Annotated in this window: 30 protein-coding genes; 20 read left to right on the top strand and 10 right to left on the bottom strand. The window is 55.4% G+C overall.

Annotation, left to right across the window (positions count from 1 at the left end):
* The first annotated feature begins 1 nt into the window (after position 1).
* From Q0796_RS06955 to Q0796_RS06965, 3 genes are all read left to right on the top strand, one after another.
* A complete protein-coding gene (locus tag Q0796_RS06955) occupies positions 2–460 on the top strand; it encodes a copper chaperone PCu(A)C (protein ID WP_298441435.1) in 459 nt (152 codons plus the stop codon).
* Between the two features lie 128 nt (positions 461–588).
* Complete coding sequence (locus tag Q0796_RS06960) at positions 589–1,260, top strand: TIGR04219 family outer membrane beta-barrel protein (RefSeq protein WP_298441436.1); 672 nt, start codon at positions 589–591, stop codon at positions 1,258–1,260.
* Between the two features lie 106 nt (positions 1,261–1,366).
* Positions 1,367–1,594 (top strand): DUF2986 domain-containing protein, encoded by a 228-nt coding sequence (locus tag Q0796_RS06965; RefSeq protein WP_298441438.1) that lies wholly within the window; start codon positions 1,367–1,369, stop codon positions 1,592–1,594.
* Positions 1,595–1,651: 57 nt separating this feature from the next.
* Here Q0796_RS06965 and tolC read toward each other — a convergent pair whose 3' ends face one another.
* Entirely contained in the window at positions 1,652–2,983 is a 1,332-nt protein-coding gene (gene tolC, locus Q0796_RS06970; RefSeq protein WP_298441440.1) for an outer membrane channel protein TolC, read from the bottom strand.
* A gap of 210 nt (positions 2,984–3,193) precedes the next feature.
* Between tolC and Q0796_RS06975 the strand changes: the two genes are divergently transcribed.
* From Q0796_RS06975 to Q0796_RS07030, 12 genes are all read left to right on the top strand, one after another.
* On the top strand, positions 3,194–3,817 hold the full coding sequence (locus Q0796_RS06975; protein WP_298441441.1) for an NUDIX domain-containing protein: 624 nt from the start codon (positions 3,194–3,196) through the stop codon (positions 3,815–3,817).
* Complete coding sequence (locus tag Q0796_RS06980; protein WP_298441442.1) at positions 3,814–4,278, top strand: DUF1249 domain-containing protein; 465 nt, start codon at positions 3,814–3,816, stop codon at positions 4,276–4,278. The genes Q0796_RS06975 and Q0796_RS06980 overlap by 4 nt, the downstream gene beginning before the upstream one ends.
* Positions 4,275–5,102 carry a 3',5'-cyclic-AMP phosphodiesterase gene (cpdA, locus tag Q0796_RS06985; protein WP_298441444.1) on the top strand — a complete coding sequence of 276 codons (828 nt, stop codon included), beginning with the start codon at positions 4,275–4,277 and terminating at the stop codon, positions 5,100–5,102. The genes Q0796_RS06980 and cpdA overlap by 4 nt, the downstream gene beginning before the upstream one ends.
* Positions 5,103–5,145: 43 nt before the next feature.
* The gene (locus tag Q0796_RS06990; RefSeq protein ID WP_298441446.1) at positions 5,146–5,742 is read left to right on the top strand and encodes a YqiA/YcfP family alpha/beta fold hydrolase; all 597 of its coding nucleotides are present in this window, start codon (positions 5,146–5,148) and stop codon (positions 5,740–5,742) included.
* A 55-nt stretch (positions 5,743–5,797) separates the two neighbouring features.
* Entirely contained in the window at positions 5,798–7,687 is a 1,890-nt protein-coding gene (parE, locus tag Q0796_RS06995; RefSeq protein ID WP_298441447.1) for a DNA topoisomerase IV subunit B, read from the top strand.
* 9 nt (positions 7,688–7,696) lie between these two features.
* A complete protein-coding gene (locus Q0796_RS07000; RefSeq protein ID WP_298441449.1) occupies positions 7,697–8,809 on the top strand; it encodes a PQQ-dependent sugar dehydrogenase in 1,113 nt (370 codons plus the stop codon).
* The gene (parC, locus tag Q0796_RS07005) at positions 8,806–11,061 is read left to right on the top strand and encodes a DNA topoisomerase IV subunit A (RefSeq protein ID WP_298441451.1); all 2,256 of its coding nucleotides are present in this window, start codon (positions 8,806–8,808) and stop codon (positions 11,059–11,061) included. Before Q0796_RS07000 ends, parC begins: the two co-directional genes overlap by 4 nt.
* An 88-nt stretch (positions 11,062–11,149) precedes the next feature.
* Positions 11,150–11,806, top strand: a complete 657-nt coding sequence (locus tag Q0796_RS07010; RefSeq protein ID WP_298441452.1) for a CatA-like O-acetyltransferase — start codon at positions 11,150–11,152, stop codon at positions 11,804–11,806.
* 110 nt (positions 11,807–11,916) lie between these two features.
* Positions 11,917–12,651, top strand: coding sequence for a 1-acylglycerol-3-phosphate O-acyltransferase (locus Q0796_RS07015; RefSeq protein ID WP_298441454.1), 735 nt, complete (start codon positions 11,917–11,919; stop codon positions 12,649–12,651).
* 20 nt (positions 12,652–12,671) lie between these two features.
* Complete coding sequence (gene rraB, locus Q0796_RS07020) at positions 12,672–13,037, top strand: ribonuclease E inhibitor RraB (protein ID WP_363322309.1); 366 nt, start codon at positions 12,672–12,674, stop codon at positions 13,035–13,037.
* An 89-nt stretch (positions 13,038–13,126) separates the two neighbouring features.
* Positions 13,127–13,276: a hypothetical protein gene (locus Q0796_RS07025; RefSeq protein ID WP_298441456.1), complete on the top strand. Its 150-nt coding sequence runs from the start codon at positions 13,127–13,129 to the stop codon at positions 13,274–13,276.
* Between the two features lie 8 nt (positions 13,277–13,284).
* Positions 13,285–13,434, top strand: coding sequence for a hypothetical protein (locus tag Q0796_RS07030; RefSeq protein ID WP_298441458.1), 150 nt, complete (start codon positions 13,285–13,287; stop codon positions 13,432–13,434).
* Here the strand turns inward: Q0796_RS07030 and Q0796_RS07035 are convergent.
* Genes Q0796_RS07035 through Q0796_RS07045 form a run of 3 tightly spaced genes read right to left on the bottom strand, consistent with a single transcriptional unit; the run spans position 13,415 to position 15,832 of the window.
* A complete protein-coding gene (locus Q0796_RS07035; protein ID WP_298441460.1) occupies positions 13,415–13,918 on the bottom strand; it encodes a GNAT family N-acetyltransferase in 504 nt (167 codons plus the stop codon). The genes Q0796_RS07030 and Q0796_RS07035 overlap by 20 nt on opposite strands.
* Before the next feature lie 4 nt (positions 13,919–13,922).
* Positions 13,923–14,867: a diguanylate cyclase gene (locus Q0796_RS07040; protein ID WP_298441462.1), complete on the bottom strand. Its 945-nt coding sequence runs from the start codon at positions 14,865–14,867 to the stop codon at positions 13,923–13,925.
* 2 nt (positions 14,868–14,869) lie between these two features.
* Entirely contained in the window at positions 14,870–15,832 is a 963-nt protein-coding gene (locus Q0796_RS07045) for a response regulator (protein ID WP_298441464.1), read from the bottom strand.
* A 118-nt stretch (positions 15,833–15,950) separates the two neighbouring features.
* On the opposite strand from Q0796_RS07045, the gene Q0796_RS07050 reads away from it, so the two are divergent.
* Positions 15,951–16,748 (top strand): crotonase/enoyl-CoA hydratase family protein, encoded by a 798-nt coding sequence (locus Q0796_RS07050; protein ID WP_298441466.1) that lies wholly within the window; start codon positions 15,951–15,953, stop codon positions 16,746–16,748.
* Between the two features lie 115 nt (positions 16,749–16,863).
* Here Q0796_RS07050 and rpoD read toward each other — a convergent pair whose 3' ends face one another.
* The 4 genes from rpoD to rpsU all read right to left on the bottom strand — a co-directional run bounded on the left by rpoD (position 16,864) and on the right by rpsU (position 21,402).
* Positions 16,864–18,687 carry an RNA polymerase sigma factor RpoD gene (rpoD, locus tag Q0796_RS07055; protein WP_298441467.1) on the bottom strand — a complete coding sequence of 608 codons (1,824 nt, stop codon included), beginning with the start codon at positions 18,685–18,687 and terminating at the stop codon, positions 16,864–16,866.
* A 77-nt stretch (positions 18,688–18,764) separates the two neighbouring features.
* The gene (gene dnaG, locus Q0796_RS07060; RefSeq protein ID WP_298441468.1) at positions 18,765–20,573 is read right to left on the bottom strand and encodes a DNA primase; all 1,809 of its coding nucleotides are present in this window, start codon (positions 20,571–20,573) and stop codon (positions 18,765–18,767) included.
* Between the two features lie 167 nt (positions 20,574–20,740).
* Positions 20,741–21,184 carry a GatB/YqeY domain-containing protein gene (locus Q0796_RS07065; RefSeq protein ID WP_298441469.1) on the bottom strand — a complete coding sequence of 148 codons (444 nt, stop codon included), beginning with the start codon at positions 21,182–21,184 and terminating at the stop codon, positions 20,741–20,743.
* A 2-nt stretch (positions 21,185–21,186) separates the two neighbouring features.
* Positions 21,187–21,402, bottom strand: coding sequence for a 30S ribosomal protein S21 (gene rpsU, locus Q0796_RS07070; protein WP_298441470.1), 216 nt, complete (start codon positions 21,400–21,402; stop codon positions 21,187–21,189).
* 187 nt (positions 21,403–21,589) lie between these two features.
* Here rpsU and tsaD point away from each other — a divergent pair, with 187 nt between their 5' ends.
* Positions 21,590–22,609, top strand: a complete 1,020-nt coding sequence (tsaD, locus tag Q0796_RS07075) for a tRNA (adenosine(37)-N6)-threonylcarbamoyltransferase complex transferase subunit TsaD (RefSeq protein WP_298441472.1) — start codon at positions 21,590–21,592, stop codon at positions 22,607–22,609.
* Here tsaD and plsY read toward each other — a convergent pair.
* On the bottom strand, positions 22,606–23,223 hold the full coding sequence (gene plsY / locus Q0796_RS07080) for a glycerol-3-phosphate 1-O-acyltransferase PlsY (RefSeq protein ID WP_298441474.1): 618 nt from the start codon (positions 23,221–23,223) through the stop codon (positions 22,606–22,608). The genes tsaD and plsY overlap by 4 nt on opposite strands.
* Positions 23,224–23,348: 125 nt before the next feature.
* Between plsY and folB the strand changes: the two genes are divergently transcribed.
* Genes folB through Q0796_RS07095 form a run of 3 tightly spaced genes read left to right on the top strand, consistent with a single transcriptional unit; the run spans position 23,349 to position 25,021 of the window.
* Positions 23,349–23,705, top strand: a complete 357-nt coding sequence (folB, locus tag Q0796_RS07085) for a dihydroneopterin aldolase (protein ID WP_298441476.1) — start codon at positions 23,349–23,351, stop codon at positions 23,703–23,705.
* On the top strand, positions 23,702–24,202 hold the full coding sequence (gene folK / locus Q0796_RS07090; RefSeq protein ID WP_298441478.1) for a 2-amino-4-hydroxy-6-hydroxymethyldihydropteridine diphosphokinase: 501 nt from the start codon (positions 23,702–23,704) through the stop codon (positions 24,200–24,202). Before folB ends, folK begins: the two co-directional genes overlap by 4 nt.
* 24 nt (positions 24,203–24,226) lie before the next feature.
* Entirely contained in the window at positions 24,227–25,021 is a 795-nt protein-coding gene (locus Q0796_RS07095; RefSeq protein WP_298441480.1) for an undecaprenyl-diphosphate phosphatase, read from the top strand.
* A 78-nt stretch (positions 25,022–25,099) separates the two neighbouring features.
* Here Q0796_RS07095 and Q0796_RS07100 read toward each other — a convergent pair whose 3' ends face one another.
* The gene (locus Q0796_RS07100; protein ID WP_298441481.1) at positions 25,100–26,332 is read right to left on the bottom strand and encodes a multifunctional CCA addition/repair protein; all 1,233 of its coding nucleotides are present in this window, start codon (positions 26,330–26,332) and stop codon (positions 25,100–25,102) included.
* Positions 26,333–26,439 lie beyond the last annotated feature (107 nt).

Consider the following 26,439-nt stretch of genomic DNA (forward strand, 5'->3'; position numbering starts at 1 on the left):
TATGATTAAACGTTTGTTTGAATTTGGTGTCATTGCAGGAGCGTTGTTGTGGCCTGCCGCGGCGATGGCCGCCACCATTACGGTAACCGAGCCGCAGGTGCGTGCCATGCCTACCGGGGTGCCAAACACCGCCGGTTATCTGCAATTGCAAGCCCAGCAAGAGGACGATGCGTTGCTGGCGGCCAGCTGTGAAGGCGTGCAGCGGACAGAGCTGCATACCTTGCTGATGGAAGACGGGCTGATGAAGATGCGCCCAGTGGAGCAGATCCCGTTGCCGCAAGGGCAAACCGTGGCGCTGGAACAAGGCGGCTACCATTTGATGATGATGGGGCTGCAACACGGTGCCAGTGTTGGCCAACAGCTGCAGTGCCAGCTGAGCTTTGCCAAAGCGGCGCCGCAAACGGTGGTATTTACCGTGGTGCGTATCGATAAGCCGTCGGGCCATCATCACCACCATTAAGTTTGTCGCAGTATTGGTCGCTGTGATCCGCAGGCAACGCCTGCGTGATAGCAGTCAGCACTGCGTCATACCCATTATTATGCTGCGGCCACAGGCCGTGGTTATCTCCCTCTATAGGACAAGATTACATGCGCAATAACAGCATCTTAGCTGCCCTTATCGCCTCTGGTTTGGCGGTAGCTGCACCAGCAAACGCCGACGTATTGGCTGTGAAAGCGGGTTTGGATTGGTTCCAAGCCAGCACCGATGGCAGCTACGCCAACACCAGTGCTAACTTTGATGACGAAGGCCACGTCAGTGGGTTTGTTGCGTTTGAGCACCCAGTGCCCCTGTTGCCAAATGCGATGGTGCGTTACAACGATTTGGGTGACAGCAACGGAAGCAACAAGGTGGATCTGACCAACGTTGATCTGCTGGCTTACTACGAGTTGCTGGATAACCCGCTGCTGGAGCTGGATTTTGGTTTGAACTACCGCATCTACGCCGGTGAGTTCTCGAACGCCAACATCAACGACAGCGATCTGGATGAAGGGGTGTTCATGGGGTACGTCCGTGGTCGCTTTGATATCGTTGGTACTGGCCTGTTTGCGTTCGCGAACGTGTTTGCGACCGATTACGACGATAAGGCGATCCACGATCTGCAGGTTGGCGTAGGCTATACCCTCGATTTCATCCCGTTGTTGGATTTGGATCTGAAAGCCGGTTACCGCGAGCACAGCTTTGATGTGCAAGACTTTAACAGCATCAATGCCGATCTGACCCAAGACGGTTGGTTCGCTGGGGTTGAGCTGGCGTTCTAACGCTGGCGTTGACGTTTAAAAAGCACGCTTTCGAGCGTGCTTTTTTGGTTGCAGTCGTGGCCAGCCAGACTACACTGTGGCGATTTTCCACCTTGAGCCGATCGCGATGAATCGCAAAAAGAAAGTGAAGCAGACTCTGCTGAAGCAAGCACGCAAGCAACGCGCAAAAAATGCCCCAAAAAGCCAACAGGGGTACGTCTCTAAGGCCGATCGTGCCGCGGCGGTTGCCACCTTGGCGGAGATCAGCGCCGACGCCCCAGCCGAAGTAACGATTGCGGCTGGCGTTGACTCAGAGCCGACCCCAGTCAATGCCAGCGATCAGCCAAACGGCTGATGCGATGAACCAAAAAAAGCCGCTCAATGAGCGGCTTTTTTGATCGGGTGGATCAACTTAGCTTGCTGAGCGCAACCCTTTATTGATCATCTCCAGATCCGCGTCACTCAAGGTGCCCGCGGCCTGTTTCAGGGTCAGGATCGAGATGATGTAACCGTAACGGGCATCCGCCAACTGCTGCTTCGCGCTGTACAGTTGTTGGGTTGAGTTCAGAACATCAACGATGGTACGCGTGCCCACCTCAAAGCCCGCTTCGGTGGCTTTCAAGGCGCTTTCTGCCGACACCACCGATTGCTCGTAAGCACGGATAGATCCCAACGACGCATTGACGTTGTTTAGGCTGGCGCGGGTGTTACGTACTACGCTGCGGTAGCTCTCTTCCAGTGATTGCTGAGCCACCACATAGTTGGCTTTGGCTTCATCCACCTGGCCGGTAACGCGGAAACCGGCAAAGATTGGAATGGAAACATTAACCCCAATGTTGGTGCTGTCGCCTTCCAGGAAGTTTCGGTCGTGGCTGAAGGTGTCGCCGTACTGCGCGCTGAAGCTGATGCTTGGCATGTGGCCAGTGCGCGCTAAGTTGATCTGCTCTTTGGCAATTTCCACGCTTAAGCGGTTGATCAGCAAATTGATGCTGGAATCTTCAGCAATGGTTTGCCACTGATCTGCGCTGGCCGGAGCCGGCTTGCTTGGGCTAAAGCGTTCGGTATCCAGTACGTTCAGCTCTTGGTGTGCAATGCCGGTGATCTCACGCAGGGCTTCGAAGTTGTTATCGAGGTTGTTTTGCGCGGTAATTTCGTTGGCCACGGCCAAATCAAACTGCGCTTGCGCTTCGTGTACGTCGGTGATGGCGGTAAGGCCCACGGCGAAACGCTGCTTGGTTTGTTCTAACTGACGCTCGATAGCGCGCTTGTTGGCCAGCACAAATTCAACGTTATCTTGGGCAGATAGCACATTGAAGTAGGCTTGAGCGACGCGCACGATCAGGCTCTGTTTAACCAAATCGTAATTCAGCTCAGATTGCGCCGCCGATTGCTTGGTGATCCCCAAGTTTACGTAGTTGGCGTGATCGTAGATGCTTTGCGATAAGGTGATGGCCCCTGAAGTGCTGGAAACTTCGCTGTCTGCAGGGTTGCCGCCAGGGCTGCCAGGAACGCTATTATCCAACACATCGGAATAGCTTAACGATGCATTGATCTGCGGTAACAGGTTGGCACGGGTTTGCCCAATACGCTCGTAGGCGGCATCACGGTTAGAGTCTGCTTGCAGCAGTACAGGATCTTTAGTCAGGGCCACTTGATAGATCTGCAGCAGATCATCGGCGTAAGCGGCGCTGGTGCTTAAAGACAATCCTAGTGCCAAGCAAACAGTACGCAATTTGAAGTTCATTAATCTTCCTTAGTGGTAACTCATACTTTGCGGTAAGGATGGCAAAGCAAGAATGAAAATAATGTATTCCCGAGCGGTGCCAACACGGGCGGTTTACAGTAACTAGTAGACTTAAATCAACCCTGCTGAGTCAATCTCTGTGCAACAAACAATTGTAACATAGTACTCTGATTAGCTTAGCCAATTAGAATTGAGAACCAAAGGGCAATCATGGCTTCGTTCCCCCATAAATTCAGCGCCGATGATGTAGTGATTGATTCGGTTGAAACGGCCTTTCAAGGCTTCTTCCGCTTAGAACGGATCACCTTTCGCCATCCCTTGTTTGCTGGCGGCATGAGCCAACCAACCCAACGGGAAGTGTTTGAGCGGGGGGATGCGGTGGTGGTGTTGCCGTACGACGCTCGCCGCGATGCGGTGGTGCTGGTCGAGCAGATCCGGATTCCAGCGCTGCGCACCGCGGCGAATCCGTGGCAACTGGAGCTGGTGGCCGGCATCGTCGAAGCGGGGGAATCCGCCGCGGATGTGGCCAAACGCGAGCTGATGGAAGAATCCGGATTAACGGCGCTGTCGCTGCATAAAATCTGCAGCTATCTGCCCAGCCCCGGCGGCTGCAGCGAACGTCACACCCTCTATCTGGCGCAAGTAACGGTGGCCGATGAACGGCAAGTGTTTGGCTTAGCCAGCGAACAAGAAGACATTCGCCGCCATGTGGTGAGCCGCACTGAAGCGATGGCGCTGCTGCAAGCCGGCAGCATTGATAACGCCGCCACCGTCATTGGCTTGCAGTGGTTGGCACTGAATTTGGCCGCATTACCTGAGCTTGCCGCAGAATGAGCCCAGCCAAGCGCCGGTACGCCCCCAGCTTGGCCAAGTTACTGGCGTTGTGTGGTCGCAACTATCGCGTTTTGCAGCAGCTGCTGACCGATGGCCGCCATCAGCAGGGGCCTCAGCGTCACTACCGCTGGCAGCATCGACGCCAAGGCAAAGGGTTGGCACTGCAGTTGTGCGAACAAACCAAGTACACTGAACTGGTCCAGCTCAGTCATTGGGACGATGCCATCAGTCAGGTGGTGCTGCCGGTAATCGAATTGCGGATTTATCATGACGCTCAGTTAGCAGAAGTGTTAACTGGGCAACACTTTTCAAGATTACTACCGGTCTATCCCTACCCAAATGCGGCAATGCTGCAGCGCGATGAAAAATTTCAGGTTAATCTGTTTGTGGCGGAGCTGCTTGGCCAACACGGGCAGCACGACTGGCAATTAATGACGATGCAGGAGAGCCGTAAGTCTTGAACCAGCCGATCCATACCTTTTCACCCCATGCCGACGATGGCTCCGTGCTATTGGCGCAAGTCAGCGATCCGCACCTGTTTGCGGATCAAGATAATGCGTTTTTGGGGGTTAATCCCCACGCCAGCTTGAGCGCGGTGATTGGAGAGCTGCAACAAACGGACGGCGTGGATGCAGTATTGGCCACCGGTGATTTAAGCCAAGATCACAGTGATGAAGCCTACCACCTGTTTGCCCGCATGATGGGGAAACTGCCTGCCCCCACTTTTGTCTTGCCTGGTAACCACGATTCGCCGCACCTGATGAACGCCATTCTGACCGGCCCCAAAGTAAAATGTGGCCGCCGCTTGGTGATTGGCGATTGGCAGATCCTGATGTTGGACTCCACCGTGGTGGGTAAGCCGTCGGGGCACGTCAGTGTGGATGAGCGCACTTGGCTGGTGCAGATGTTAAAATCCCACAGCGACATGAACACCCTCGTCGCCCTACACCACCATCCGGTTGGCACCGGTTGCACTTGGCTGGATCATCACTGTTTAGACAACGGCCACGAACTGCTGGCGCTGTTGTCGCGCTATCACAACGTGAAAGCGGTGATCTGGGGTCACGTGCATCAAGAGATGGATCAAAAGTATCAGCACCTGCGGCTGTTAGCGGTGCCCTCTACCAGCATTCAGTTCCTGCCAAACAGCCACAACTTTGTGCTTGATTCAGCGCAACCGGGCTATCGTTTGCTGCGCTTGTACCCCGATGGTAGCATCGACACAGTCGTTAAGCGCTTGAGTTGTGGTCAATTTACCCCCGATGGCGGAGCCACCGGCTATTAGTCATTGAGTCAGCGCCCCACCTATATATTGAGAACGCTGATCCATGCTTTTGTATCTTCATGGTTTTAATAGTGCGCCCAGTTCCACTAAGGCGCAGCAAGTGGCGGCATACCTGCGCCAGCATTTTCCCAACGAGCCCTACGCCATACCGCAGTTGGTCACCAGCCCTGAGTTAGCGGTAGCCCAGATCATGACGATTGCCGAAAGCGCCGTGCTCGCGGGTGAACCGCTGCGGTTGATGGGCAGCTCGATGGGGGGATTTCTGGCCACTTACCTGTTGGAAACCTTATCGCGCCGTTATCCCCGCGCCGAGATCCGCGCGGTGTTGATTAACCCCGCCGTGAACCCGTGGGCGTTAATGGATGACCTCTTAGGGGAGCACACCAACCCTTATACTGGCGAAGTGTTTCAGGTTGAAGCACAGCACGCCGAACAACTGCAGCGCTACAACACCCCAAGGTTACACTGCCCCCAAGGGTATCGGGTGTTGCTGCAAAGCGGCGATGAAGTATTAGACTACCGCTTGGCTGTGGCAAAATACGCCTGCAGCCAGCTGCACATCGAACCCGGTGGCGATCACAGCTACCAACACTTTTCGACCCAATTGCCAGCGGCATTTGCCTTTTTAGGCATGGCTTGAAGCGCAACCCATTGCCTCGTTAAGATGGCAAGTCAGAACAAAAACGGAACAATTGATGAGCAATCAATACACCTCGGATGCCATTGAGGTTCTCAGTGGGCTAGAGCCGGTGCAAAAGCGCCCGGGCATGTACACCGAAACCACAAGACCAAACCACTTAGGCCAAGAAGTTATCGACAACAGTGTCGATGAAGCGCTGGCCGGTCACGCCGATGACATCCAAGTGATTTTGCATGCTGATCAATCGCTGGAAGTCATTGATAACGGCCGTGGCATGCCGGTAGACATTCACCCGGAAGAGGGGATCTCTGGGGTCGAATTGATCCTAACCCGGCTGCACGCCGGCGGTAAGTTCTCTAACGACAACTACCAGTTCTCTGGCGGCTTGCATGGGGTGGGGATCTCGGTGGTGAACGCCTTGTCGTCACGGGTTGAAGTGAAAGTTCGCCGCGATGCCCAGCTGCACGAAATCGCCTTTGAACATGGCGAGAAAGTGGCTGAACTGGCCGTCAGCGGCAGCGTTGGCAAGCGCAACACCGGCACCAGCGTCCACTTTTGGCCGGATCCAAAATACTTTGATTCCGCCAACTTCTCTGCATCGCGTATGGCCCACGGCCTGCGCGCCAAAGCGGTACTGTGCCCGGGGCTGCGGATCCGCTTTGATAACAAGGTGAATGGCGAACGGTTCGAGTGGCACTACGAAGCGGGGCTTGAGGATTACCTAAGCGATGCCGTTAAAGAGTGGCCGAAACTGCCGGAAGCCCCATTCGTTGGCAGTTTCAGCGGCAACAATGAAGCGGTCGATTGGGCGGTGCTGTGGTTACCAGAAGGCGGTGACAGCATTGGCGAAAGCTACGTTAACCTGATCCCAACCGCGCAAGGCGGTACCCACGTAAATGGTTTCCGCCAAGGCTTATTGGAAGCGATGCGGGAATTTTGTGAATTCCGTAATTTGCTGCCCCGTGGCATCAAGTTAAGCCCAGAAGACATCTGGGACAAAGCCGCCTACGTGCTTTCAACCAAGATGCAGGATCCGCAGTTTTCTGGCCAAACCAAAGAACGCCTCTCTTCGCGCCAAGCCAGTGCCTTTGTGTCTGGGGTGGTGCGCGACGCCTTCAGTTTGTGGTTGAACGAGCACACCGACAACGCCGAGCTGCTGGCGGAACTGTGCATCAATAACGCCCAAAGCCGCTTACGCAAAGCAAAGAAAGTGGCCCGTAAACGCGTGACCTCGGGCCCCGCTTTGCCGGGTAAGCTTACCGACTGTGCCGGTCAAGACGCCAGCAAAGGCGAGCTGTTCTTGGTTGAGGGTGACTCCGCTGGCGGCAGCGCCAAACAGGCGCGAGACAAAGAGTTTCAAGCGATCATGCCGCTGCGCGGTAAGATCAAAAACACCTGGGAAGATGACGCCTCGGTGGTGTTGGGCTCGCAAGAAGTGCACGACATTTCTGTGGCGATCGGCTGCGATCCCGACTCGGACGATCTCTCTGGTCTGCGGTACGGCAAGATCTGCATCTTGGCCGACGCCGACTCCGATGGCCTGCACATCGCCACCTTGCTGTGTGCGCTGTTTATGCGCCATTTCCGCCCCTTGGTCGAACAAGGCCACATCTACGTGGCCATGCCGCCGTTGTTCCGTGTCGACATCGGCAAAGAGGTGTTTTACGCCTTGGATGACAGCGAGCGCCAAGGGATATTGGATCGCATCGCCGCCGAGAAAAAACGCGGAAAGGTGCAGGTCACTCGATTTAAAGGCTTGGGCGAGATGAATCCCGGTCAGCTGCGAGAAACCACCATGGATCCGAACACCCGTCGTTTGGTGCAATTGACCGTGGACGACAACGAAGCCACCTTGGCGTTAATGGACATGCTGTTGGCCAAAAAGCGCGCGGGCGACCGTAAGGATTGGCTTGAGACCAACGGCGATCTCGCGCAACTGGATTAAGGATAATTGATGAAGCCATGGATGTTGCCTGCAGCCCTGTTCTCGCTGCTTAGTGCCACCGTCGCTGCCACGCCCGCGGCGATCACTCAAGCGCAACTGCCGCCGGGGTTTCAGTTAACGCTGTACGTGGATGGCGTGGCGAATGCGCGGCAGATGGCGTGGGGCGACGACGGCAGCCTCTATGTGGGCAGTCGCCGCGAAGGCAAAATCTATCGCGTGGTCGACAGGGATCAAGATGGCCACCCCGAAACCGTTACCGTGTTGGCGCAGGATCTGAATATGCCCAGTGGCCTTGCCAGCCGTGATGGGGCGCTGTACGTCGCGGCGGTAAATCAAATTTTGAAGTTTGATCTGAGCCAGCCCAAGGCCCCAGCGCAGGTGGTGTACGACGATCTGCCCAGCGACAGCCACCACGGCTGGAAGTTTATCCGCTTTGGCGCTGATGGCCGCTTGATTGTTCCGGTGGGCGCGCCCTGTAACGTCTGTGAACAGCCGCTGCCATACGCCAGCATCTACGCCATTGATCTGGCCAGCGGTGAGCGCGAACTGCTGGCACAGGGGGTACGCAACTCAGTGGGTTTCGATCAACATCCGGTCAGCGGTGCGCTCTATTTTTCCGATAACGGCGCCGACATGATGGGCGACGATCTGCCCGCGGATGAGATCAATCGCATTGATCACAACGGCAGCCATTTTGGTTACCCCTATTGGCACGGCGGCGCCGTGGCCGATAACAACCATCCGCTCCCCGCCGCGCTGAAGGGCAAACTGGTGGATCCCATCGCCAAGTTGCCAGCGCACGTGGCGCCGCTGGGGGTTGAATTTTATCGAGGCCAGCAGTTCCCGCCGCCATGGCAAGGGGCGCTGCTTATCGCCGAACACGGCAGCTGGAACCGTTCCAGCAAAGTGGGTTATCGCATCAGTGCGTTAACCTTTGATGGCCGCGGCAACAGCGGCTATCGCGTCTTAGTGGACGGTTGGCTGGATGGGGAAACCCCATTGGCACGACCGGTGGCGTTTCTGCCCCACCGCGATGGCAGCCTATTAATTTCTGATGATTACAAGGGCCGGATCTATCGGCTCAGTTACCACCCCGGCCAGTCCGGCAAGAGAAAACCATGACAGATCTGAGTGACATGAGCTTAGACGGCGTAGAGCAGCAACCACTGCGCCAATTTGCCGAGCAGGCTTATCTTAACTACTCCATGTACGTGATCATGGATCGCGCCCTGCCGCACATTGGTGACGGCTTAAAACCGGTGCAGCGGCGGATCATCTATGCCATGAGCGAACTGGGGTTAAGCGCCACCGCCAAATACAAAAAATCCGCTCGTACCGTGGGTGATGTATTAGGTAAATACCACCCGCACGGCGACAGTGCTTGTTACGAAGCGATGGTGTTGATGGCGCAGCCATTTACATACCGCTATCCGTTGGTGGATGGCCAAGGGAACTGGGGCGCACCGGACGATCCAAAATCCTTCGCGGCGATGCGTTACACCGAATCGCGCTTGTCGCGCTTTTCCGAAGTGCTGTTGTCCGAGCTTGGCCAAGGCACGGTGGAGTGGGGGCCAAACTTTGATGGCACCCTAAAAGAACCCAAGCTGTTGCCAGCGCGGTTGCCACACATTTTGTTGAACGGCATCACCGGCATTGCGGTGGGGATGGCGACCGACATCCCGCCGCACAATGCTCGGGAAGTCGCGCAGGCGTGTGCCCATCTGCTGGAGAAGCCAAAAACCGAATTGGCTGAACTGATGCAGTTTGTGCCGGGGCCGGATTACCCCACCGAAGCGGAGATCATCACCCCTAAGGCCGACATCGAAAAGATCTACCGCACCGGCAAAGGCTCGATCCGCATGCGCGCCATCTACGAAGTGCAAGACGGCGAGATCGTGATCGAGGCGCTGCCCCATCAAGTGTCTGGTGCCAAGCTGATTGAGCAGATGGCCAATCAGATGCAAGCCAAAAAGCTGCCCATGGTGGCCGACTTGCGTGATGAATCGGATCATGAAAACCCGGTGCGCTTGGTGATCGTACCGCGCTCCAATCGCATCGATCTGGATCAGCTGATGGCGCACCTGTTTGCCACCACCGATCTGGAAAAAAGCTATCGGGTCAACATCAACATGCTGGGGCTGGATAACCGCCCTGGGGTGCGCGATCTGAAATCGATCTTGCTGGAGTGGCTGGAGTTTCGCATTGAAACCGTGCGCCGTCGTTTGCAGCACCGCTTAGATAAGGTGCTGGCAAGGCTGCACATTCTTGAAGGCTTGCTGGTGGCGTTTTTGAACATCGACGAGGTGATCGAGATCATCCGCGGTGAAGATGAACCCAAGGCCGAGCTGATGCGCCGCTTTGGTTTATCCGAGAAACAAGCCGAAGCGATCCTTGAGATCAAGCTGCGCCAATTGGCCAAGCTGGAAGAGATGAAAATTCGTGGTGAGCTGGATGAATTAGCCAGCGAGCGCGACAAGCTGCAATTGATCCTGTCCAGCGAGCGCCGCCTGAAAACCCTCGTACGCAAAGAGCTGTTGAAAGACGCCGAAACCTACGGCGACGATCGTCGCAGCCCGCTGATCGAACGCGGTGAAGCCAAAGCGATGAGCGAACAAGAGCTGACGCCGGCCGAGCCGATCACCGTGGTGATGTCAGACAAAGCATGGGGCCGCTGTGCCAAGGGGCACGACGTTGATCCGGTTGGCTTGTCCTATAAAGCCGGCGATAACTATTTAGGGCATGCTCGCGGTCGCTCTAATCAGCCGGTGGTGTTCTTAGAAAGCTCAGGCCGAGCTTACACCACCGAGCCGCACACCCTGCCGTCAGCGCGATCCCAAGGGGAGCCGCTGTCGGGTCGCTTCAACTTGGTGGCCGGTGCTCGCCTAGAGCACGTGGTCATGGCCGGTGAAGAGGACATGTACCTGCTGGCCACCGACGCCGGTTATGGCTTTATCTGTCAGCACAAAGATATGATCAGCCGCAATAAATCGGGCAAAGCGTTGCTGACCGTACCCGCGGGAGCTGAGATCCTTACGCCGCAGTTACTGGGCAGTGATGGCGATGAGCGCTTGCTGGCGGTAACTACCGAAGGGCGGATGCTGCTGTTCCCTCTGTCGCAGTTGCCGATCTTAGCCAAAGGCAAAGGCAACAAGATCATCGGCATTCCAACCGAGCGGGCGAAAACACGCGAAGAATACTTGAAACACCTAGTGGTGGTGCCAGCGCAGGCGCAGGTTACCTTGTGGGCGGGCAAGCGTAAGCTGACGTTGCGTCCAGACGATTTGAATCACTATGTGGGTGAGCGCGGTCGTCGTGGTAACAAACTGCCGCGGGGGTTACAGCGGGTGGATAAGGTTGAGTTAGAGCAAGACTAATACAGTAAGGCTGAGCAACAGCTGTTATTCTGATCGTCCTTGAGCGCGCCCAACCGTAAGTTTGGGCGCGTTGTTGTCTGGAGTACACATGAAAATCATCGATATGGACAGCTGGCCAAGAAGGCAGCAATTCGAGTTATACCGCGATCTCGACATGCCTTATGTGGGGATCTGCGCCGATGTTGAGATCACCGCTTTACTGGCTTATTGCCAGCAGCACCAGCTCAGCAGCTACCGCGCCATTATCTATGCGGTGTTATTGCTCAGTGACGAGCTGCCGTGGTTGCGCCAGCGGATCCGAGGCGAGCAAGTGATAGAGCATGAGCAACTGGTGATTGGTGCCACCGCGTTGAGCGACGATCAGCAGCTGCGCTTTAGCCGGATCCCGCATCAATCCAACTGGCCTGAATTTAACGCTGAAGCCAAGCGCATCGGTGCAATGCTGGCCCACAGTCGCCAGTTATTCAACGACGACACCGGCAGCGACAGCGATGGCGCCATCTTTGTCAGCTGCCTGCCGTGGCTGCGATTTACCCAATTTACCCACCCCGTGCCGGTGCAACCCAGCTGTTCTATCCCTCGGCTAGGTTGGGGCAAGTACGATAAACAAGCTGAGCGTACAGTGATGCCACTTTCTTTGCAGGTGCACCATGGTCTGGCTGATGGCATTCATATTGCCCAATTTTATCAAAAGCTTGAGCAACGCTTTGCCACACCAGAGCAATGGTTAACCCCAGTGCGTTAAAAAACAACGATTGGTGATTATGAATTGAGCGCACATCTGTAGCCCAAACGTGTTGCGGCGGCTACAGGCCAGCCCTATACTGGGCGCCCGTTTTACCCGGAGACGCATTTGTGCTGACTTTGTTCCGTGGCCTGTTATTGGTCGTATTACTGATTTTTGTGTTTTTTGCCACCATGGTGGTGTGTTTGTTGCGCCCATTCCATCGCGATAACGTGCATCAAGTCGCCAGCTGGTTTGGCCGTGTTGGGCCACTCATTGGCCTCAAAGTGGTGAAACGTGGGCAGGAAAACCTGCTGGTGGATCAGCCCGTGGTGTACGTGGGTAACCACCAAAACAACTTCGATCTGTTTACGCAGGCGACCATGGTGCCAAAAGGCACGGTGAGCATCGGCAAAAAAAGCCTAAAGTGGATCCCATTCTTTGGTTTGATCTACTGGCTGACCGGCAACATTTTGATTGATCGGAACAACCGCAGTAAAGCGCGCGGCACCATTGAAAACACCACCAAGAACATTCGCGACAAAGGGCTGTCGGTATGGGTTTTCCCAGAGGGCACTCGTTCCCGTGGCCGAGGTTTGTTGCCGTTTAAATCCGGCGCCTTCCATACCGCCATCAACGCAGGCGTACCCGTGGTGCCGGTGCTGGCTTCATGTCAGCAACACGTCGATTTAGGTAAGCGAAATAACGGGGTGGTGATCATTGAAGCACTGGAACCGATCAGTACCGAAGGCATGGGTCGCGAAGATGTGCGAGAATTGATGCAGCGAGTGCAGCAACAAATGGCGACTCGTTTGGAACAAATTAATGAAGAAGCTCGCCAACTGAGCGTGGCTTCAGCAGTCTAATATTGGTAGGAATTGCGGCGATGATGACAGCAGAGCAGTTAGTTGAAGAACAGCAGATGGAAACCCGTGAAATTGTGCAGGCGCTGCTGGATGACGGCTCTAAAGCCGATGCGATTTACGCCATCGAGCACCATTTCGCAGCGGAAGACTTCGAAGCGCTAGAAAAGCTGGCGGTCGACGTGTTCAAAGCGGGCTATCAGGTGGAAGACGCCGAAGAGATTGAACTGGACGACGGCGATATCGCTTACTGCTTCAGTGCCGTAGCGGAACACGAATTGGACGTTGAACGTTTAGATAAAGATTGTAACGCATTGATTGAAATGGCCGCGAAGCACAAGGTGCTGTACGACGGTTGGGGCACTCACTTCGTCGAAACCGGCGAATAAGCGGGTTTGAGTTTAATTAAGGCAGCCAACAGGCTGCCTTTTTTATGCGCTGGCTATACTAAAAGCAGGTTTCGATAAGGAGTCTTGTTATGAATTACAGTGGACCAGAACGACGGGGTAAAGACAGACGTTGGCAAATTCAGCGCAGCGTTGCTCAGCGTTGGCAACAAGCGGGCATTGATCGGCGCATCAAAGGGCCTGGGCGGCGAGAAGAAGATGTGCTGCCACCGGCGCACTAGGAGGCACGATGACTTACATGGGCCCAGATAGGCGCAAAGACAAACGCCGAGCGGTGCTAGAACGTCGCGGTGATCAGCGCTGGTTAAGTGAAGTGGTGGATCGGCGCATTGGCCCTGGCCGCCGTTTAGCCGATGTGCCTAAGACGCTGACTCGATAAGCGACTTTTGGTAGATGGCGACGTCATACCAACGGTTAAATTTATAACCAACACGGCGCATCACGCCCACTTGTTCGTAGCCTAAGCGCTGGTGAAAACCAGCGCTTTGTTCGTTGGGGCGAGTGACGATGGCCAGCAGTTGTTCGATCCCTTGCGCCTGCAAGCGGGTAAACAGCGCTTGATACAGCAGCTGCCCGAGGCCGGTGCCGCGACAGTCTTGGTGCAGATAGATGGTGGTTTCGGCACAAAAGCGGTACGCGCTGCGGGGTTTGTAATGGTTGCCGTACGCGTAGCCTTGCAGCTTACCGTCGTGTTCCAGCACCAGTATGGGGTAGTGCGCTTGAATGGCACTGAGGCGAGCGGCAAATTCGCTGAGGCTAATTGGGCTTTCTTCGAAGGTGGCGCTGCTGTGGCAAATCGCGTGGTTGTAAATGGCCAATAGCGCGGCGCAGTCAGTGGGTTGATAGTCTCTGAACTGCGCCATGGGCTTAGACCACCGTGAGCCGGTTTCGGCCTTCATTCTTACTGCGGTACAGGGCTTGGTCGGCCAGCTCAAACCACTGATTGGCGCTGCCGATATTGCCGTTAAAGCCACAAACCCCAAGACTGATGGTGATCTGCAGCGGGGGATCTAAATCAAACACCATCTCTTCCACCGCTTGGCGAATGCGTTCGGCCAACATCCGCGCTTGCTGTGGTGCGGTTTCGGTGAGCAAAATCACAAACTCTTCACCACCGTAGCGGGCGATAACGTCACTTTTACGCAACCGTTGTTGCAGTAAGTTGGCTAAGCCAACCAACACCTGATCGCCCACGGCGTGGCCGCGTTTGTCGTTCACCTGTTTGAAGTGATCGATGTCCAATACTAAGAGGGTGCTGGCTTGATCGTACCGGCTGCAGCGGTTGAACTCGTGGTTCAGTAGGGTTTCCCACTGACGACGGTTGGTCAACCCGGTTAAGCCGTCGATCTGGCTGAGTTGCTCTAAGCGGCCATTGGCGTTGCTGAGCATCATCCGATCTTGCGCCTGTACGCTCACGTCATAAATGATCAGTGCGGCGTGGCTGATGTCGCCATGGCTGTTTTTCAGCGGCTGCACCGTCATGTTTTGGTGCATCTTCTCGAGCCCGCCGGTGATGGGGCGCGAGTTGGCAAAGGAGAACACCCAAGGGCGCTGCTCCCACACGGTAAAGCTGCGGCTCTCTAATAAGAAGGCCGACTCCAGTTTGCTCAGCAGCCACTGCTGCGGCAGCTCGGGAAAGCGTTCAAATAGGGAGTGCGTGAGTACCTGTTTACTGGACAGGCCGGAATGGTTTTCCATAAAGCCATTCCACAGTTGGATTTTGTAATCGCGATCGATCACCACCAGGCCCACTTCGATGCCTTGCAGCAGTTGCGTTAACCAGTGCAGCTGAGCGAATTGTTGATTGTCCACGGTTATCCCACCAGATACTTAATGTTGCGCTCAAGCCGCGGCAGGCTGGCGTAAGGAAACAACAACAGCAGATCGCAGACGATCTGGTGCTCCGCCAGGCGGTAACTGATCTCTACCGCCAAGGTTTGTTCGTCGAAATGTTCGTTGGGCAGCTCCGATAGCACCACCGGGTGGCTTTGGGTAAACGGCACGTGCAGCTGTTCGGCCAGGCCGGTTAGGAACGACGCAAAGAGGATGTTCGCGGTGTCCATTTGGATCTCAAGCCGCGCCTGTTTTGAGCTGACGTCGTTGATCCCCATCAGCTGCCCCATGCTGCTGTAGCTGCCATCTTGCAGCATCAGCAGGGCTTCGCCACTGATGCCATCGCCAATAAAGCCTTGGGAGATAACCTGCAGATCCGGATCGCTCATGCTGGGTGCCAAGATCATGCTCATCTCACCTTTGTTGAGGCGGCGCACCCGTGGAATGGGCAAATCGACAAAGGTGCCCAGCACCTGAGCAATGCTGGCGCCGGCTTTCCCCATGGCAACGTTGCAGATCTCCCGCAGGGCATCGTCGTAATCAACGTCAATGTGAGTTTGTGGGCTTAAGGTGCCGGTTTGATAGAGGCCGTGGCTCTGCAGCAGCTCTAAGATCTGCTCCGGCTGGGAGGGCTTCTTCAAAAAGGCCAAGGCGCCCAGTGCCAATACGCGGCGCAACGCTTCTTGCTGAATGTCCGCTGAGCAGACAATCACCTTAGGCGCTTGGGCGTTGTGCTGTAAGCGTTGCAGCACGCCATAACCATCAAGTTCGGGCATGTTCAGATCAAGGAACAACAGATCGAACGGCTGGGTGTCGATCTGGGCCAATGCATCCAGACCATGCACCGCAAAGTGCACTTCCGCTTGCCAGTTTTTAGGCAGGTTTCTCTGCAGGTGTTTCCGCGCCATGGCGGAGTCGTCGCAGATTAAGATCCGGAGGGTCAAAAGTTTGGCTCCCAAACGCATGATGGATTAATAAACCGAATTATTCTATTTCAAATTCAATCAGTTGTCATCGCTTACCGTGGTTGCTACTGTGCAAGAAGTAATCAAGGAGAGATGTATGGAACCACGAGTAGCCTGTCAAATTACCGACTGTGTCGCGGTCGTTACACTGCAACGCCCAGAAAAACATAATGCGCTGGATATGGCGATGTTTAAAGCCATTATATCGGTGCAACGGCGCTTGGCCAAACAGCGAGATCTGCGGGGCGTGATCCTGACCGGTGCCGGTGTCGATTTTTGTACCGGGATCGATGTTAAATCACTGCTTAGTGATCCAAAGCAGGCGGCGCGGCTGCTGTGGAAATGGTGGCCGGGGCAGGCCAACATGGCGCAGCGGGTGAGCACCGGCTGGCGCGATTTGCCGGTGCCGGTGATGGCGGTGTTGCAGGGCAAAGTGTGGGGTGGCGGCTTGCAGATCGCTTTAGGCGCGGATTTCCGCTTTGGTCATCACGATTGCACCTTGTCGGTGATGGAAGGGCGCTGGGGCTTATTGCCAGACATGGGCGGCAACCTCGCCATGCGTGAGCAGATGGCGCAAGACCAAGCGTTGTGGTTAGCGATGACCGCCGAAGTGATTGATGGCAAACGCAGCCACGAGCTGGGGTTACTGACAGAGTTAAGTGACGATCCGCTGGCCTTGGCGCACGCAAAGATGGCGCAGCTGTTGGAACGCTCGCCAGACGCCATTGCGGCAACCAAGAAGCTGTACCGTCGTCATGGTGTGCCCAAATCGGGGCGAATGTTGGCGGCGGAAACCTTCAGCCAATGGCGGTTAATTTTGGGCAAGAATCAACGGATTGCGGTGGCAAAGCAGCAAGGCAAAGATCGCGATTACGACCCACGTAAAGCGTGGTAACGAGGAAGTCTCAAACCGGTTAGCTGAGGCAAGGCGTTGCCGTGCACGGCGATGCATCGCAGAGACAAAAACGCCCAGCAGGTGCTGGGCGTTTTTTAAAGGGCGTTACTGACGATTACTCGTCCAGGAAGCTCTTTAAGATCTCGGAACGAGATGGGTGACGCAGCTTACGCAGCGCTTTGGCTTCAATCTGACGAATACGCTCACGGGTAACGTCGAACTGTTTACCCACCTCTTCCAAGGTGTGATCGGTGTTCATTTCGATACCGAAACGCATCCGCAGTACCTTGGCTTCACGAGCCGTCAAGCCAGCCAGAACTTCGTTGGTGGCCATTTTCAGGCTTTCCGAAGTGGCGGAATCGATTGGCTGTGCCAAGGTGGTGTCTTCAATGAAGTCGCCCAAGTGGGAATCTTCATCGTCACCGATTGGGGTTTCCATCGAGATTGGCTCTTTGGCGATCTTCAGAACCTTGCGGATCTTATCCTCTGGCATCAGCATGCGTTCAGCCAGCTCTTCCGGGGTAGGCTCGCGACCCATCTCCTGCAGCATCTGACGAGAGATGCGGTTCAGTTTGTTGATGGTCTCGATCATGTGTACCGGAATACGGATGGTGCGCGCTTGGTCAGCAATAGAACGGGTGATCGCCTGACGGATCCACCAAGTGGCGTAGGTAGAGAACTTGTAGCCACGACGGTACTCGAACTTATCTACGGCCTTCATCAAGCCGATGTTGCCTTCCTGGATCAGATCCAAGAATTGCAAACCACGGTTGGTGTATTTCTTGGCGATGGAGATAACCAAACGCAAGTTGGCTTCAACCATCTCTTTCTTGGCGCGGCGAGCCTTAGCTTCACCGATGGACATGCGACGGTTGATGTCCTTGATCTTGGCAATCGACAGGCCAGTCTCTTGCTGGATCGCTTGTAACTTAACGGTCGAACGACCCAGATCGTCTTTCCACGCTGACAGCGAGTTGGAGTAAGACTTACCGGCTTCAATTTCGGCCTGCAGCCAAGCGTCGCTGGCTTCGTTACCGGCGAACACTTTCATGAAGTTCTTCTTCGGCATCTTAGCGTGCTCGACACACGTCTTCATGATCAGACGTTCTTGAACGCGCACGCGATCCATCATGGTGCGCATGGAGCGAACCAGACCATCAAACTGCTTTGGTACCAAGCGGAACTCTTTAAACAGTTCAGACAACTTGGTTACGATCATCGCCACTTCTAAAGAGTCAGAGCCATGCTCGCCCATGGCCGTCATTGCCAGAGTGTAGTGTTCACGCAGGGCGTCAAACTTCTCTTTGGCTTGTTCAGGACAAGGACCGGTGTTGGTCTCTTCTTCTTCTTCATCGTCATCATCGTCGTCTTCGTCGTCCAACTCTTCTTGGGACAACTCAGAACCAACGTGGGTGGCGGTTGGCGCTTCATCTTCTTCGGTAATGAATCCAGAGATGATCTCAGACAGGCGGATCTCTTCAGCAACGAAGCGATCCCATTGCTCGAGCAAGTAGCTGATGGCAGCAGGGTACTCAGCAATGGAACACTGAACCTGATTGATGCCATCTTCAATGCGCTTGGCAATGACAATTTCGCCTTCACGAGTCAGTAGCTCCACGGTGCCCATTTCGCGCATGTACATGCGGACGGGATCGGTGGTGCGACCAAGCTCGCCTTCAACACTGGCCAGAGCGGCCGCCGCAGCTTCCGCGGCGTCTTCATCAGTGTTGTCTTCAGACATCATCAATTCGTCTTTATCCGGAGCGGATTCAAAGACTTGGATGCCCATGTCATTAATCATCTGGATAATATCTTCGATCTGATCGGAATCGACCATATCGGCCGGAAGGTGATCGTTCACCTCGGCGTAAGTCAGATAGCCCTGCTCTTTGCCTTTAGCGACCAGGAGCTTAAGTTGTGACTGCGGAGTTTGATCCATTGATATCATCCACTTAAGGTTAAAAACTGAGGGTAAGCGGCCGTTGACGCGCAAATAGCCAATTATAACGGCGTTCGCTACGAGCCGCTAGCCTTTGCCGATTGCCTGAGTGACGCCAGCCTTATATTGAGCCACTGCAGTTGCCGAATTTCGTCCGGTGTAATGGACCCGTCTCGGGCTTTTTGATTCAGTGTCTCGGACATTTGTTCCAAAAAACGCTGGTTTAGCCAACTCAAACAATCAGTAAATTCTTTGTTGAGGTTTTCCTCAACCGCGAATTGCCAGCCCATTAATTTTCGTAAGATCCCCTGTTCGGGGCGCTCACGGAACCGTTCCAACAACTGGGCCGTGGTCAGGGGTTGTTGGCGGCATAACTCCAGCATCTCGCGTAATAGCGACACGCCGTTGAGATTCAGGTGCTGTAACGCCGTTTGCGGCGGCAGTTCAAAGCCCAGCTGCGGTTGATGCAGCAGTAGGGCAATGGCGTGGCGCAGAGGCGTACCGCGGCCTTGCGCGGCTTTTTTTAAGCTTTGTTGCGCCGGCTTGGTTTCCTGTTTCAGAAACCGGTTGAGCTTGTGTTCATCCCACGCCAACTCGCGAGCGAGTCGCTGGCCGAACACTTGGCGCAGGCTGTCGTCATTGATCTTATTGATCAGATCCGTCACCAGCTTGGCCATGTGGGCTTTGCCTTCGTCGTTGCTCATGTCCGCTTGTTTCATCACGTGACTGAACAGGTAATCCGACAAGCTCGTGGCTTGGCCGATCCGAACTTCAAAGGCGTCTTTGCCCTCCTGTCGGACCAGTGAATCAGGATCTTCACCGTCCGGCAGGAACATAAATTTTAAGGCGGTGCCACTGCGTAACAGCGGCAGCGCCGTTTCTACGGCGCGCCAAGCGGCTTCGCGGCCAGCGCGGTCGCCGTCGTAACAGCACACCACTTCGCTTTTGGCGGTGCGAACCAACGCTTGAACGTGATCGCTGGTGGTGGCGGTGCCGAGCGAAGCCACAGCATAATCGATGCCGTGTTGCGCCAGTGCCACCACATCCATATAGCCTTCCACCACCAACACCCGTTCGGGGGTACGGCTGGCTTGTCTGACTTCATACAGACCATAGAGTTCATGGCCCTTATGAAAGATCGGCGTTTCCGGCGAGTTCAGATACTTTGGGGTATCGTCGCCCATGACTCGGCCACCAAAGCCGACCACACGGCCACGGCGATCGTGGATCGGGAACATCAGTCTATCGCGAAAGCGGTCGTAGCGTTTGCCACCCTCTTTTTCAATCACCATGCCGCAGTCGGTCAGCAGCTTCTCGCCTTGGAAGTTGCCGCGCTGTTGCTTCAGCAAGTTATCCCAGCCCGGTGGCGCAAAGCCGATCCCGAACTTAGTGACGGTGTCGCTATCCAGGCCACGGCCTTGAATGTATTCGATAACGCGCTGCTTTTCTGGGTGCTGCTGCAAAGCTTGCTGAAAGAAGTTGGCCGCCCACTGCATTAAGCTGTAGTGATCGGTGAACTTGGCGCTGTTGCTTGGCGGCGCACTGCGTGGGGCATTGCCACCACTGCCAGAACGGTAAGTGGACTGTTCGCGCACCACTTCCAGCCCAGCTTGGCTGGACAGTTCTTCCACCGCATCGGGAAATTCAAGCCGATCGTACTCCATCACAAAGTCGATGGCGTTGCCGTGGGCACCACAGCCGAAGCAATGGTAGAACTGCTTGTCTTGGGCAACAGTAAACGAGGGGGTTTTCTCGTTGTGGAACGGACAACAGGCGTGGTAATTACGCCCTGCTTTTTTCAGCTTCACGCGGCCATCGATCAGCTCAACGATGTCGACTCGCGCCAACAGTTGATCGATAAATTCTCTGGGAATGCGACCTGCCACCTGAAGCTGTGTCCTCGAACGATAGAGTGTGATTTATAGCCTATGGCATTGATAACTAACAGTTAAAAACTAGAAAGTCGCCAATGCATTAGGCAATAAAAGGTGAAAACACAAACAAACAAGCCGTGCATAAGGCACGGCTTGTTGCTGTGAACGGGCTGGCTAGATTAGACCAGTTGAGCTTTTAAGATCTTGCTCACCACGGCCATATCGGCGCGCCCTTGAACCTGGCTTTGCAGCTGGCCCATCACTTTGCCCATGTCTTTCATCGAGCTGGCACCACTGTCGGCTACAGCTTTGCTGATCAGGGCCTCCAGTTCCGCTTCGGTCAGCTGCTGCGGCAAGAATTCTTGCAGCACAACAACTTCAGCAGCTTCGGAATCGGCTAAGTCTTGACGACCGGCTTCTTCGTACTGCTTGATGGAGTCGCGACGCTGTTTAACCAATTTGGTTACCAGCTTAGTCACTTCTGCATCGTCCGGAGTGGTTTGGGTGTCCACTTCTACCTGCTTAATCGCAGCCAGTGCCATTCGAATGGTGCTCAGGCGTGCTTTATCTTTCGCACGCATGGCCACCTTCATGGCATCTTTAAGTTGCTCGACTAAAGTCATGATCAGTACAAGCGAGTACGACGTGCGTTTTCGCGAGCCAGCTTCTTAGCTTGACGCTTAGATGCTGCAGCCTTGGCGCGCTTACGCACGGTGGTAGGCTTCTCGTAGTGCTCACGACGACGAACTTCAGACAGGATACCTGCCTTTTCACAGGAACGCTTGAAACGACGCAGTGCTACGTCGAAGGGCTCATTTTCACGAACTTTAATTACCGGCATCTGCCTCTTACCTCGAAAATCTTCGGTTATCTAGAAGCTGGTCATTCTTTGAGCAGCTTCAATTCAAAATGGTGCGAAATTCTACTCCGATTACCCCACGGTTGTAAAGTCTGGTTGTCCAACACTGGTCAGTGAAGTGCAGTCCCGCTAGAATTGCGCCACTTTGAATCCAGATAGAGAGTCACTTATGCGCATTTTAGGCATCGAAACTTCGTGCGATGAAACCGGCATCGCCATCTATGACGATGCGCAGGGGCTGCTGTCACACACTTTATATAGCCAAGTTAAACTGCACGCCGATTATGGTGGGGTGGTACCTGAGCTGGCCTCTCGCGACCACGTACGTAAGATTGTACCACTGATCCAGCAAGCGATTGCGGAAGCTGGCCTCAGTAAAGACGATATTGATGGTGTGGCTTACACCGCGGGCCCCGGTTTAGTGGGCGCCTTGTTAGTTGGTGCTTGTGCAGGGCGGGCGCTCGCCTTTGCTTGGGGCAAGCCGGCCATTGCGGTTAATCACATGGAAGGGCACCTGTTAGCGCCCATGCTGGAAGAGACGCCGCCGGCGTTTCCGTTTATCGCCTTGCTGGTATCCGGTGGCCACACGCAATTGGTGCAGGTGGATGGCATTGGCCAATATCAATTGCTGGGGGAATCGATTGACGATGCCGCCGGTGAAGCGTTCGATAAAACCGCCAAGCTGATGGGCTTGGATTACCCCGGCGGGCCGTTGTTGTCGAAATTAGCGCAGCAGGGTGAGGTGGGCAAATACCGTTTCCCTCGGCCAATGTGTGATCGTCCTGGCTTGGATTTCAGCTTCTCTGGTTTGAAAACCTTTGCCGCCAATACCATTGCGGCCCAGGATGAGTCGGAAAAAGCCAACATCGCTCGCGCCTTTGAAGACGCGGTGGTGGACACCTTGGCGATTAAGTGTCGCCGTGCCATGGATCAAACTGGCATCAACCGCTTGGTGGTGGCCGGTGGGGTTAGCGCCAACCGTCATCTGCGCGCCGAGCTTGCGGCCTTAATGGTTAAGCGCAATGGCGAAGTGTTCTACCCGCGACCAGAGTTTTGCACCGATAACGGCGCGATGATTGCGTTTGCGGGGATGCAGCGGTTGTTGGCGGGGGAACAGGGTGATTTAAGCGTTAAGACCACCCCACGCTGGCCGCTGGATCAACTGGCAGTGCCGGGGCAGGCGGGCTAGCGCTTAGGGCCAACGCTGCGGGCGGCGCCGAGCTTAGGTTCGGTGCCGCGATATAAGCGGATCATGTTGGCGCGATGACGCCAGAGGATCAGCGCAATCAGCACCGCTACCGCGCCGGTGTATTGCGGCTTAAATAAATAGGTAAATAGTGGCGCCATGCTGCAAGCGCAGATGGACGCCAGCGATGAATAGCGGGTAACCAGCGCCACCAAAAACCAGGTGATCGCCAGCGCCAACAGCAGTTCCCAACCAATTGGGGCAATGGCGCCTAAGGCGGTTGCCACCCCTTTTCCGCCCTGCATCTTAAAAAACAGCGGATAGATGTGGCCTAAGGTGGCTGCAACGCCAACCGCGGCCAACACCCAAGGCGACAGCCCCAGCAAATAGCCCCCCCAAACCGGGATGGTGCCTTTTAAAATATCGCTGAGCAGCACCAGCGTGGCAGGAATGCGGCCACCCAAGCGCAAGACATTGGTGGCACCGGGGTTGCCTGAGCCGTGCAGCCGGGGATCCGGCAGGCGAAAAAGGCGACAGATTAAGACAGCGCTGGAGATCGAGCCAAGCAGGTAGCCGGTTAGGGTCATTAAAATGGCTAGAGTGAGGTGGCTGTCCAATGTTTTTCCTAGGTTGTTTAGGCTATTATCCGCGCCCACAGGCTGCCGAAATCATCGGCAATGAGTTGGGTTAGGGTAACCAACCCACAGGCCAAGTGCCAGTTCTCAAGGTTTCAATAAAAAGCATGACCGATACCGTATTTATCAAAGACCTCGATTGCCAAGCCGTGATTGGCATTTTCGATTGGGAAAAACAGATCCGGCAGCAATTACTGCTGGATCTCACCATCGGTTGGGATAACCGCCAAGCCGCTGCAGGCGACGACTTCCAATATGCCTTGTGTTACGACACCGTCGCCAAAGCGGTGACCGCTTTGGTGCAGGATCAACCCCATGAGCTGATCGAAACCGTAGCAGAAAAAGTGGCGCAGCTTATTTTGGGCCAATTTCAGGCGCCATGGGTACGAGTGCGCGTGAATAAGCCCGGCGCGGTGGCCAATGCCGCCACCGTTGGGGTTGAGATTGAACGGAGTCTGTCATGACCCGCATCTTCATCAGCTTGGGCTCCAACATCGATGCCCACACCCACATTCGCCATGGCCTGAATGATCTGGCGGCGGCGTTATCCAATGTGGTTATTTCTCCCGTCTATGAAAGCGAAGCGGTGGGATTTGAGGGGGATAACTTCCTCAATTTGGTGGCGCAGGCGGATACCGAACTGTCCATTGCTGAGGTCGTGGCGCTGTTTAAGCAGATTGAACAAGATCATGGCCGTGTGCGCGGGGCGAAAAAATTCGCGCCTCGAACCCTAGATCTGGATCTGCTGCTGTATGGCGAGATCCGTTGCCAAACCCCAGTGGAGCTGCCCCGTCCCGAAATTTTTGATAACGCCTTTGTGTTGTTGCCGTTGCAACAGTTGTGGCCAACCGGCGTGATCGCCGGATCCACAAAAACTTTACAGCAGCTCTGGCAGGCTTACCCGCAACACAGCCAAAAATTGTGGCCAATCGCTTTTGCGTGGCCAAGCGCTGATTCTTGAAATCAAATAATTGAGGGTTCGTAAGTGGATCTAATGCAAACCGTTCTGCTGGCCTTGCTGCAGGGCTTTTCCGAATTTTTACCGATCTCCAGTTCGGCCCACCTGATTTTACCGGCCAAGATCTTCGGCTGGCCGGATCAAGGCAGCGCCTTTGATGTGGCCACCCACGTTGGTACTTTGGCGGCGGTGGTGCTCTATTTTCGGCAAGACATTGGCCGCATGGCGGTCGCGTGGGGCGGATCGTTTGCTGGTCGCCATAACGACGACAGTCGCACGGCGTGGTATATCGCCTTAGGCACGGTGCCGGCGGTCATTGCGGGGCTGCTGTTTAACGACATCATCTCGACGGAGCTGCGCTCAACCACCGTGATCGCCACCACCACGGTGCTGTTTGGTTTGCTGCTGTGGCTGGCCGATGCCACCGCAACCGAGCGTAAGCAGATGGTTGATATTACCTGGAAGATCGCGTTGTTGATTGGCTTGGCGCAAGCGATGGCGCTGATCCCAGGCACCTCGCGTTCCGGTGCCACTATCACCATGGCACTGTTTTTAGGGCTAAATCGAATGACCGCAGCGCGTTTCTCGTTCTTGCTGTCGGTGCCAATTATCGTCGCCGCAGGATCGTTGAAGACGTTAGAGCTGGTGCAATCGCCATTGGCGGTGGATTGGATCGCGATGGCCGTGGGCACTGTGTTGGCATTTTTCTCCGCCTACGCCTGTATTTTCCTATTCTTAAAAGCGATCAGCCGCATGGGGATGCTGCCGTTTGTGGTGTATCGCCTCGCTCTTGGGGCGCTGTTGTTCGCCTTTTTCGTGTAGCAGCGGTTGATAGAAGTACGGGGCAGTCTATGACTGCCCCGTTTTGATCTAAGGGGTGATGAGTGCCCTTGCTGCGTCCTAGTCTGCGCGATACGTCAGTTTAAACTGGCTTAGCGCCTGTAAGCGCCGTTGCGCCAATTCATCGCGAATTTTTGCCCCCGTAAAGCCCGCCGCCACCACCTCTTTTACCGCCACCTGATTAGCACAACGCAGCGCTTCCAGCAGATACGCTTCGCTGGGATAGGCTTGCTCGGCCTGCTCTGGGCGCCCTTGGGCATCCAAGCGACAGCCTTGCAGCATGCTGCTAAAACGATCCGGTTTGCGCCAAGCGTCGGTTTGCTCAAATAACTTCAGTAGGGTGGCGGGCTTTAGTTCCAGGGCGCGGTGTACGTTCAGATGGTACTGGCACACCAGCAGCGCCAGATCGCGCCAGTCGTTAGGTAACTTTAAGCGCGCGCACAGCTGCGTTAGCGGGGCGATGCCTGCGTGTTCATGGCCGATGTGGCGCGGCCATTGATCGGCGGGGGTTACGCCTTTGCCAAGATCGTGGCACAGCACCGCAAAGCGCACCGATGTGGCCAGCCCTTGCTTGGCCGCCAGTTGCAGCGCCAGCATGGTGTGCTCAAAGGCATCCAGGCCACCGTGCCATTGGCTGGGCTGGGGAACGGCCACCAGCTTGGCCAACTCTGGCAGTAACACCGTTAACGCACCGCATTGCTGCAACAGTTGGAAGTAGACCTGTGGATCCGGCTCGCTCAGGGCGCGTTCGGTTTCTTGCCAGACTCGTTCGGCGCTGAGGTGCTGCAGTTCGCCGCTGGCGCTCAGTTCGCTCATCAGCGCTAGGGTTTCCGCGGCAACCGTAAAGCCTAAGTGGTGCAGACGGGCGGCAAACCGAGCCACGCGCAGCACCCGCAATGGATCCTCAGCAAAGGCGGGCGACACGTGGCGCAGCAGCCGCGCGTCGAGATCCCGCTGGCCACCGTAAGGATCGGTGAGTTGACCTTGATCGTCTTCGGCGATGGCATTGATGGTCAGATCGCGCCGCAGCAGATCCTCTTCCAAGCTCACGGTTGGGGCGGCATCAAAGTCGAAACCACCGTAACCCATGCCGGTCTTCCGTTCGGTGCGGGCCAAGGCGTATTCTTGCTTGCTGCGTGGGTGCAAAAACACCGGAAAGCTTTTGCCTACTTGGCTGTAGCCCAGCGCCAGCATCTGTTCAACGCTGGCACCCACCACAAGATGGTCGCGGTCTTTGACCGTTAAGCCAAGCAAGCGGTCGCGCACGGCGCCACCCACCAGATAAATTTTCAAAATCGTGAATCCACAACAGGTTTGGGGTCAGTATACCAATGGCAAACGCGGTTGCCATTTTGACAACTTATGGGGATCGCCGTACCTTGGCTGGCAGTGAATTTCAG

The sequence above is a fragment of the uncultured Ferrimonas sp. genome, assembly GCF_947489035.1.
Classification (GTDB): domain Bacteria; phylum Pseudomonadota; class Gammaproteobacteria; order Enterobacterales; family Shewanellaceae; genus Ferrimonas.

Bases quoted from the DNA above. Each gene is read 5' to 3' on its own strand.
- Q0796_RS06955 (WP_298441435.1), top strand. From the start codon at position 2: ATGATTAAACGTTTGTTTGAATTTGGTGTCATTGCAGGAGCGTTGTTG.
- Q0796_RS06960 (WP_298441436.1), top strand. From the start codon at position 589: ATGCGCAATAACAGCATCTTAGCTGCCCTTATCGCCTCTGGTTTGGCG.
- Q0796_RS06965 (WP_298441438.1), top strand. From the start codon at position 1,367: ATGAATCGCAAAAAGAAAGTGAAGCAGACTCTGCTGAAGCAAGCACGC.
- tolC (WP_298441440.1), bottom strand. From the start codon at position 2,983: ATGAACTTCAAATTGCGTACTGTTTGCTTGGCACTAGGATTGTCTTTA.
- Q0796_RS06975 (WP_298441441.1), top strand. From the start codon at position 3,194: ATGGCTTCGTTCCCCCATAAATTCAGCGCCGATGATGTAGTGATTGAT.
- Q0796_RS06980 (WP_298441442.1), top strand. From the start codon at position 3,814: ATGAGCCCAGCCAAGCGCCGGTACGCCCCCAGCTTGGCCAAGTTACTG.
- Q0796_RS06990 (WP_298441446.1), top strand. From the start codon at position 5,146: ATGCTTTTGTATCTTCATGGTTTTAATAGTGCGCCCAGTTCCACTAAG.
- parE (WP_298441447.1), top strand. From the start codon at position 5,798: ATGAGCAATCAATACACCTCGGATGCCATTGAGGTTCTCAGTGGGCTA.
- Q0796_RS07000 (WP_298441449.1), top strand. From the start codon at position 7,697: ATGAAGCCATGGATGTTGCCTGCAGCCCTGTTCTCGCTGCTTAGTGCC.
- parC (WP_298441451.1), top strand. From the start codon at position 8,806: ATGACAGATCTGAGTGACATGAGCTTAGACGGCGTAGAGCAGCAACCA.
- Q0796_RS07010 (WP_298441452.1), top strand. From the start codon at position 11,150: ATGAAAATCATCGATATGGACAGCTGGCCAAGAAGGCAGCAATTCGAG.
- rraB (WP_363322309.1), top strand. From the start codon at position 12,672: ATGATGACAGCAGAGCAGTTAGTTGAAGAACAGCAGATGGAAACCCGT.
- Q0796_RS07025 (WP_298441456.1), top strand. From the start codon at position 13,127: ATGAATTACAGTGGACCAGAACGACGGGGTAAAGACAGACGTTGGCAA.
- Q0796_RS07030 (WP_298441458.1), top strand. From the start codon at position 13,285: ATGACTTACATGGGCCCAGATAGGCGCAAAGACAAACGCCGAGCGGTG.
- Q0796_RS07035 (WP_298441460.1), bottom strand. From the start codon at position 13,918: ATGGCGCAGTTCAGAGACTATCAACCCACTGACTGCGCCGCGCTATTG.
- Q0796_RS07050 (WP_298441466.1), top strand. From the start codon at position 15,951: ATGGAACCACGAGTAGCCTGTCAAATTACCGACTGTGTCGCGGTCGTT.
- rpoD (WP_298441467.1), bottom strand. From the start codon at position 18,687: ATGGATCAAACTCCGCAGTCACAACTTAAGCTCCTGGTCGCTAAAGGC.
- Q0796_RS07065 (WP_298441469.1), bottom strand. From the start codon at position 21,184: ATGACTTTAGTCGAGCAACTTAAAGATGCCATGAAGGTGGCCATGCGT.
- rpsU (WP_298441470.1), bottom strand. From the start codon at position 21,402: ATGCCGGTAATTAAAGTTCGTGAAAATGAGCCCTTCGACGTAGCACTG.
- tsaD (WP_298441472.1), top strand. From the start codon at position 21,590: ATGCGCATTTTAGGCATCGAAACTTCGTGCGATGAAACCGGCATCGCC.
- folB (WP_298441476.1), top strand. From the start codon at position 23,349: ATGACCGATACCGTATTTATCAAAGACCTCGATTGCCAAGCCGTGATT.
- folK (WP_298441478.1), top strand. From the start codon at position 23,702: ATGACCCGCATCTTCATCAGCTTGGGCTCCAACATCGATGCCCACACC.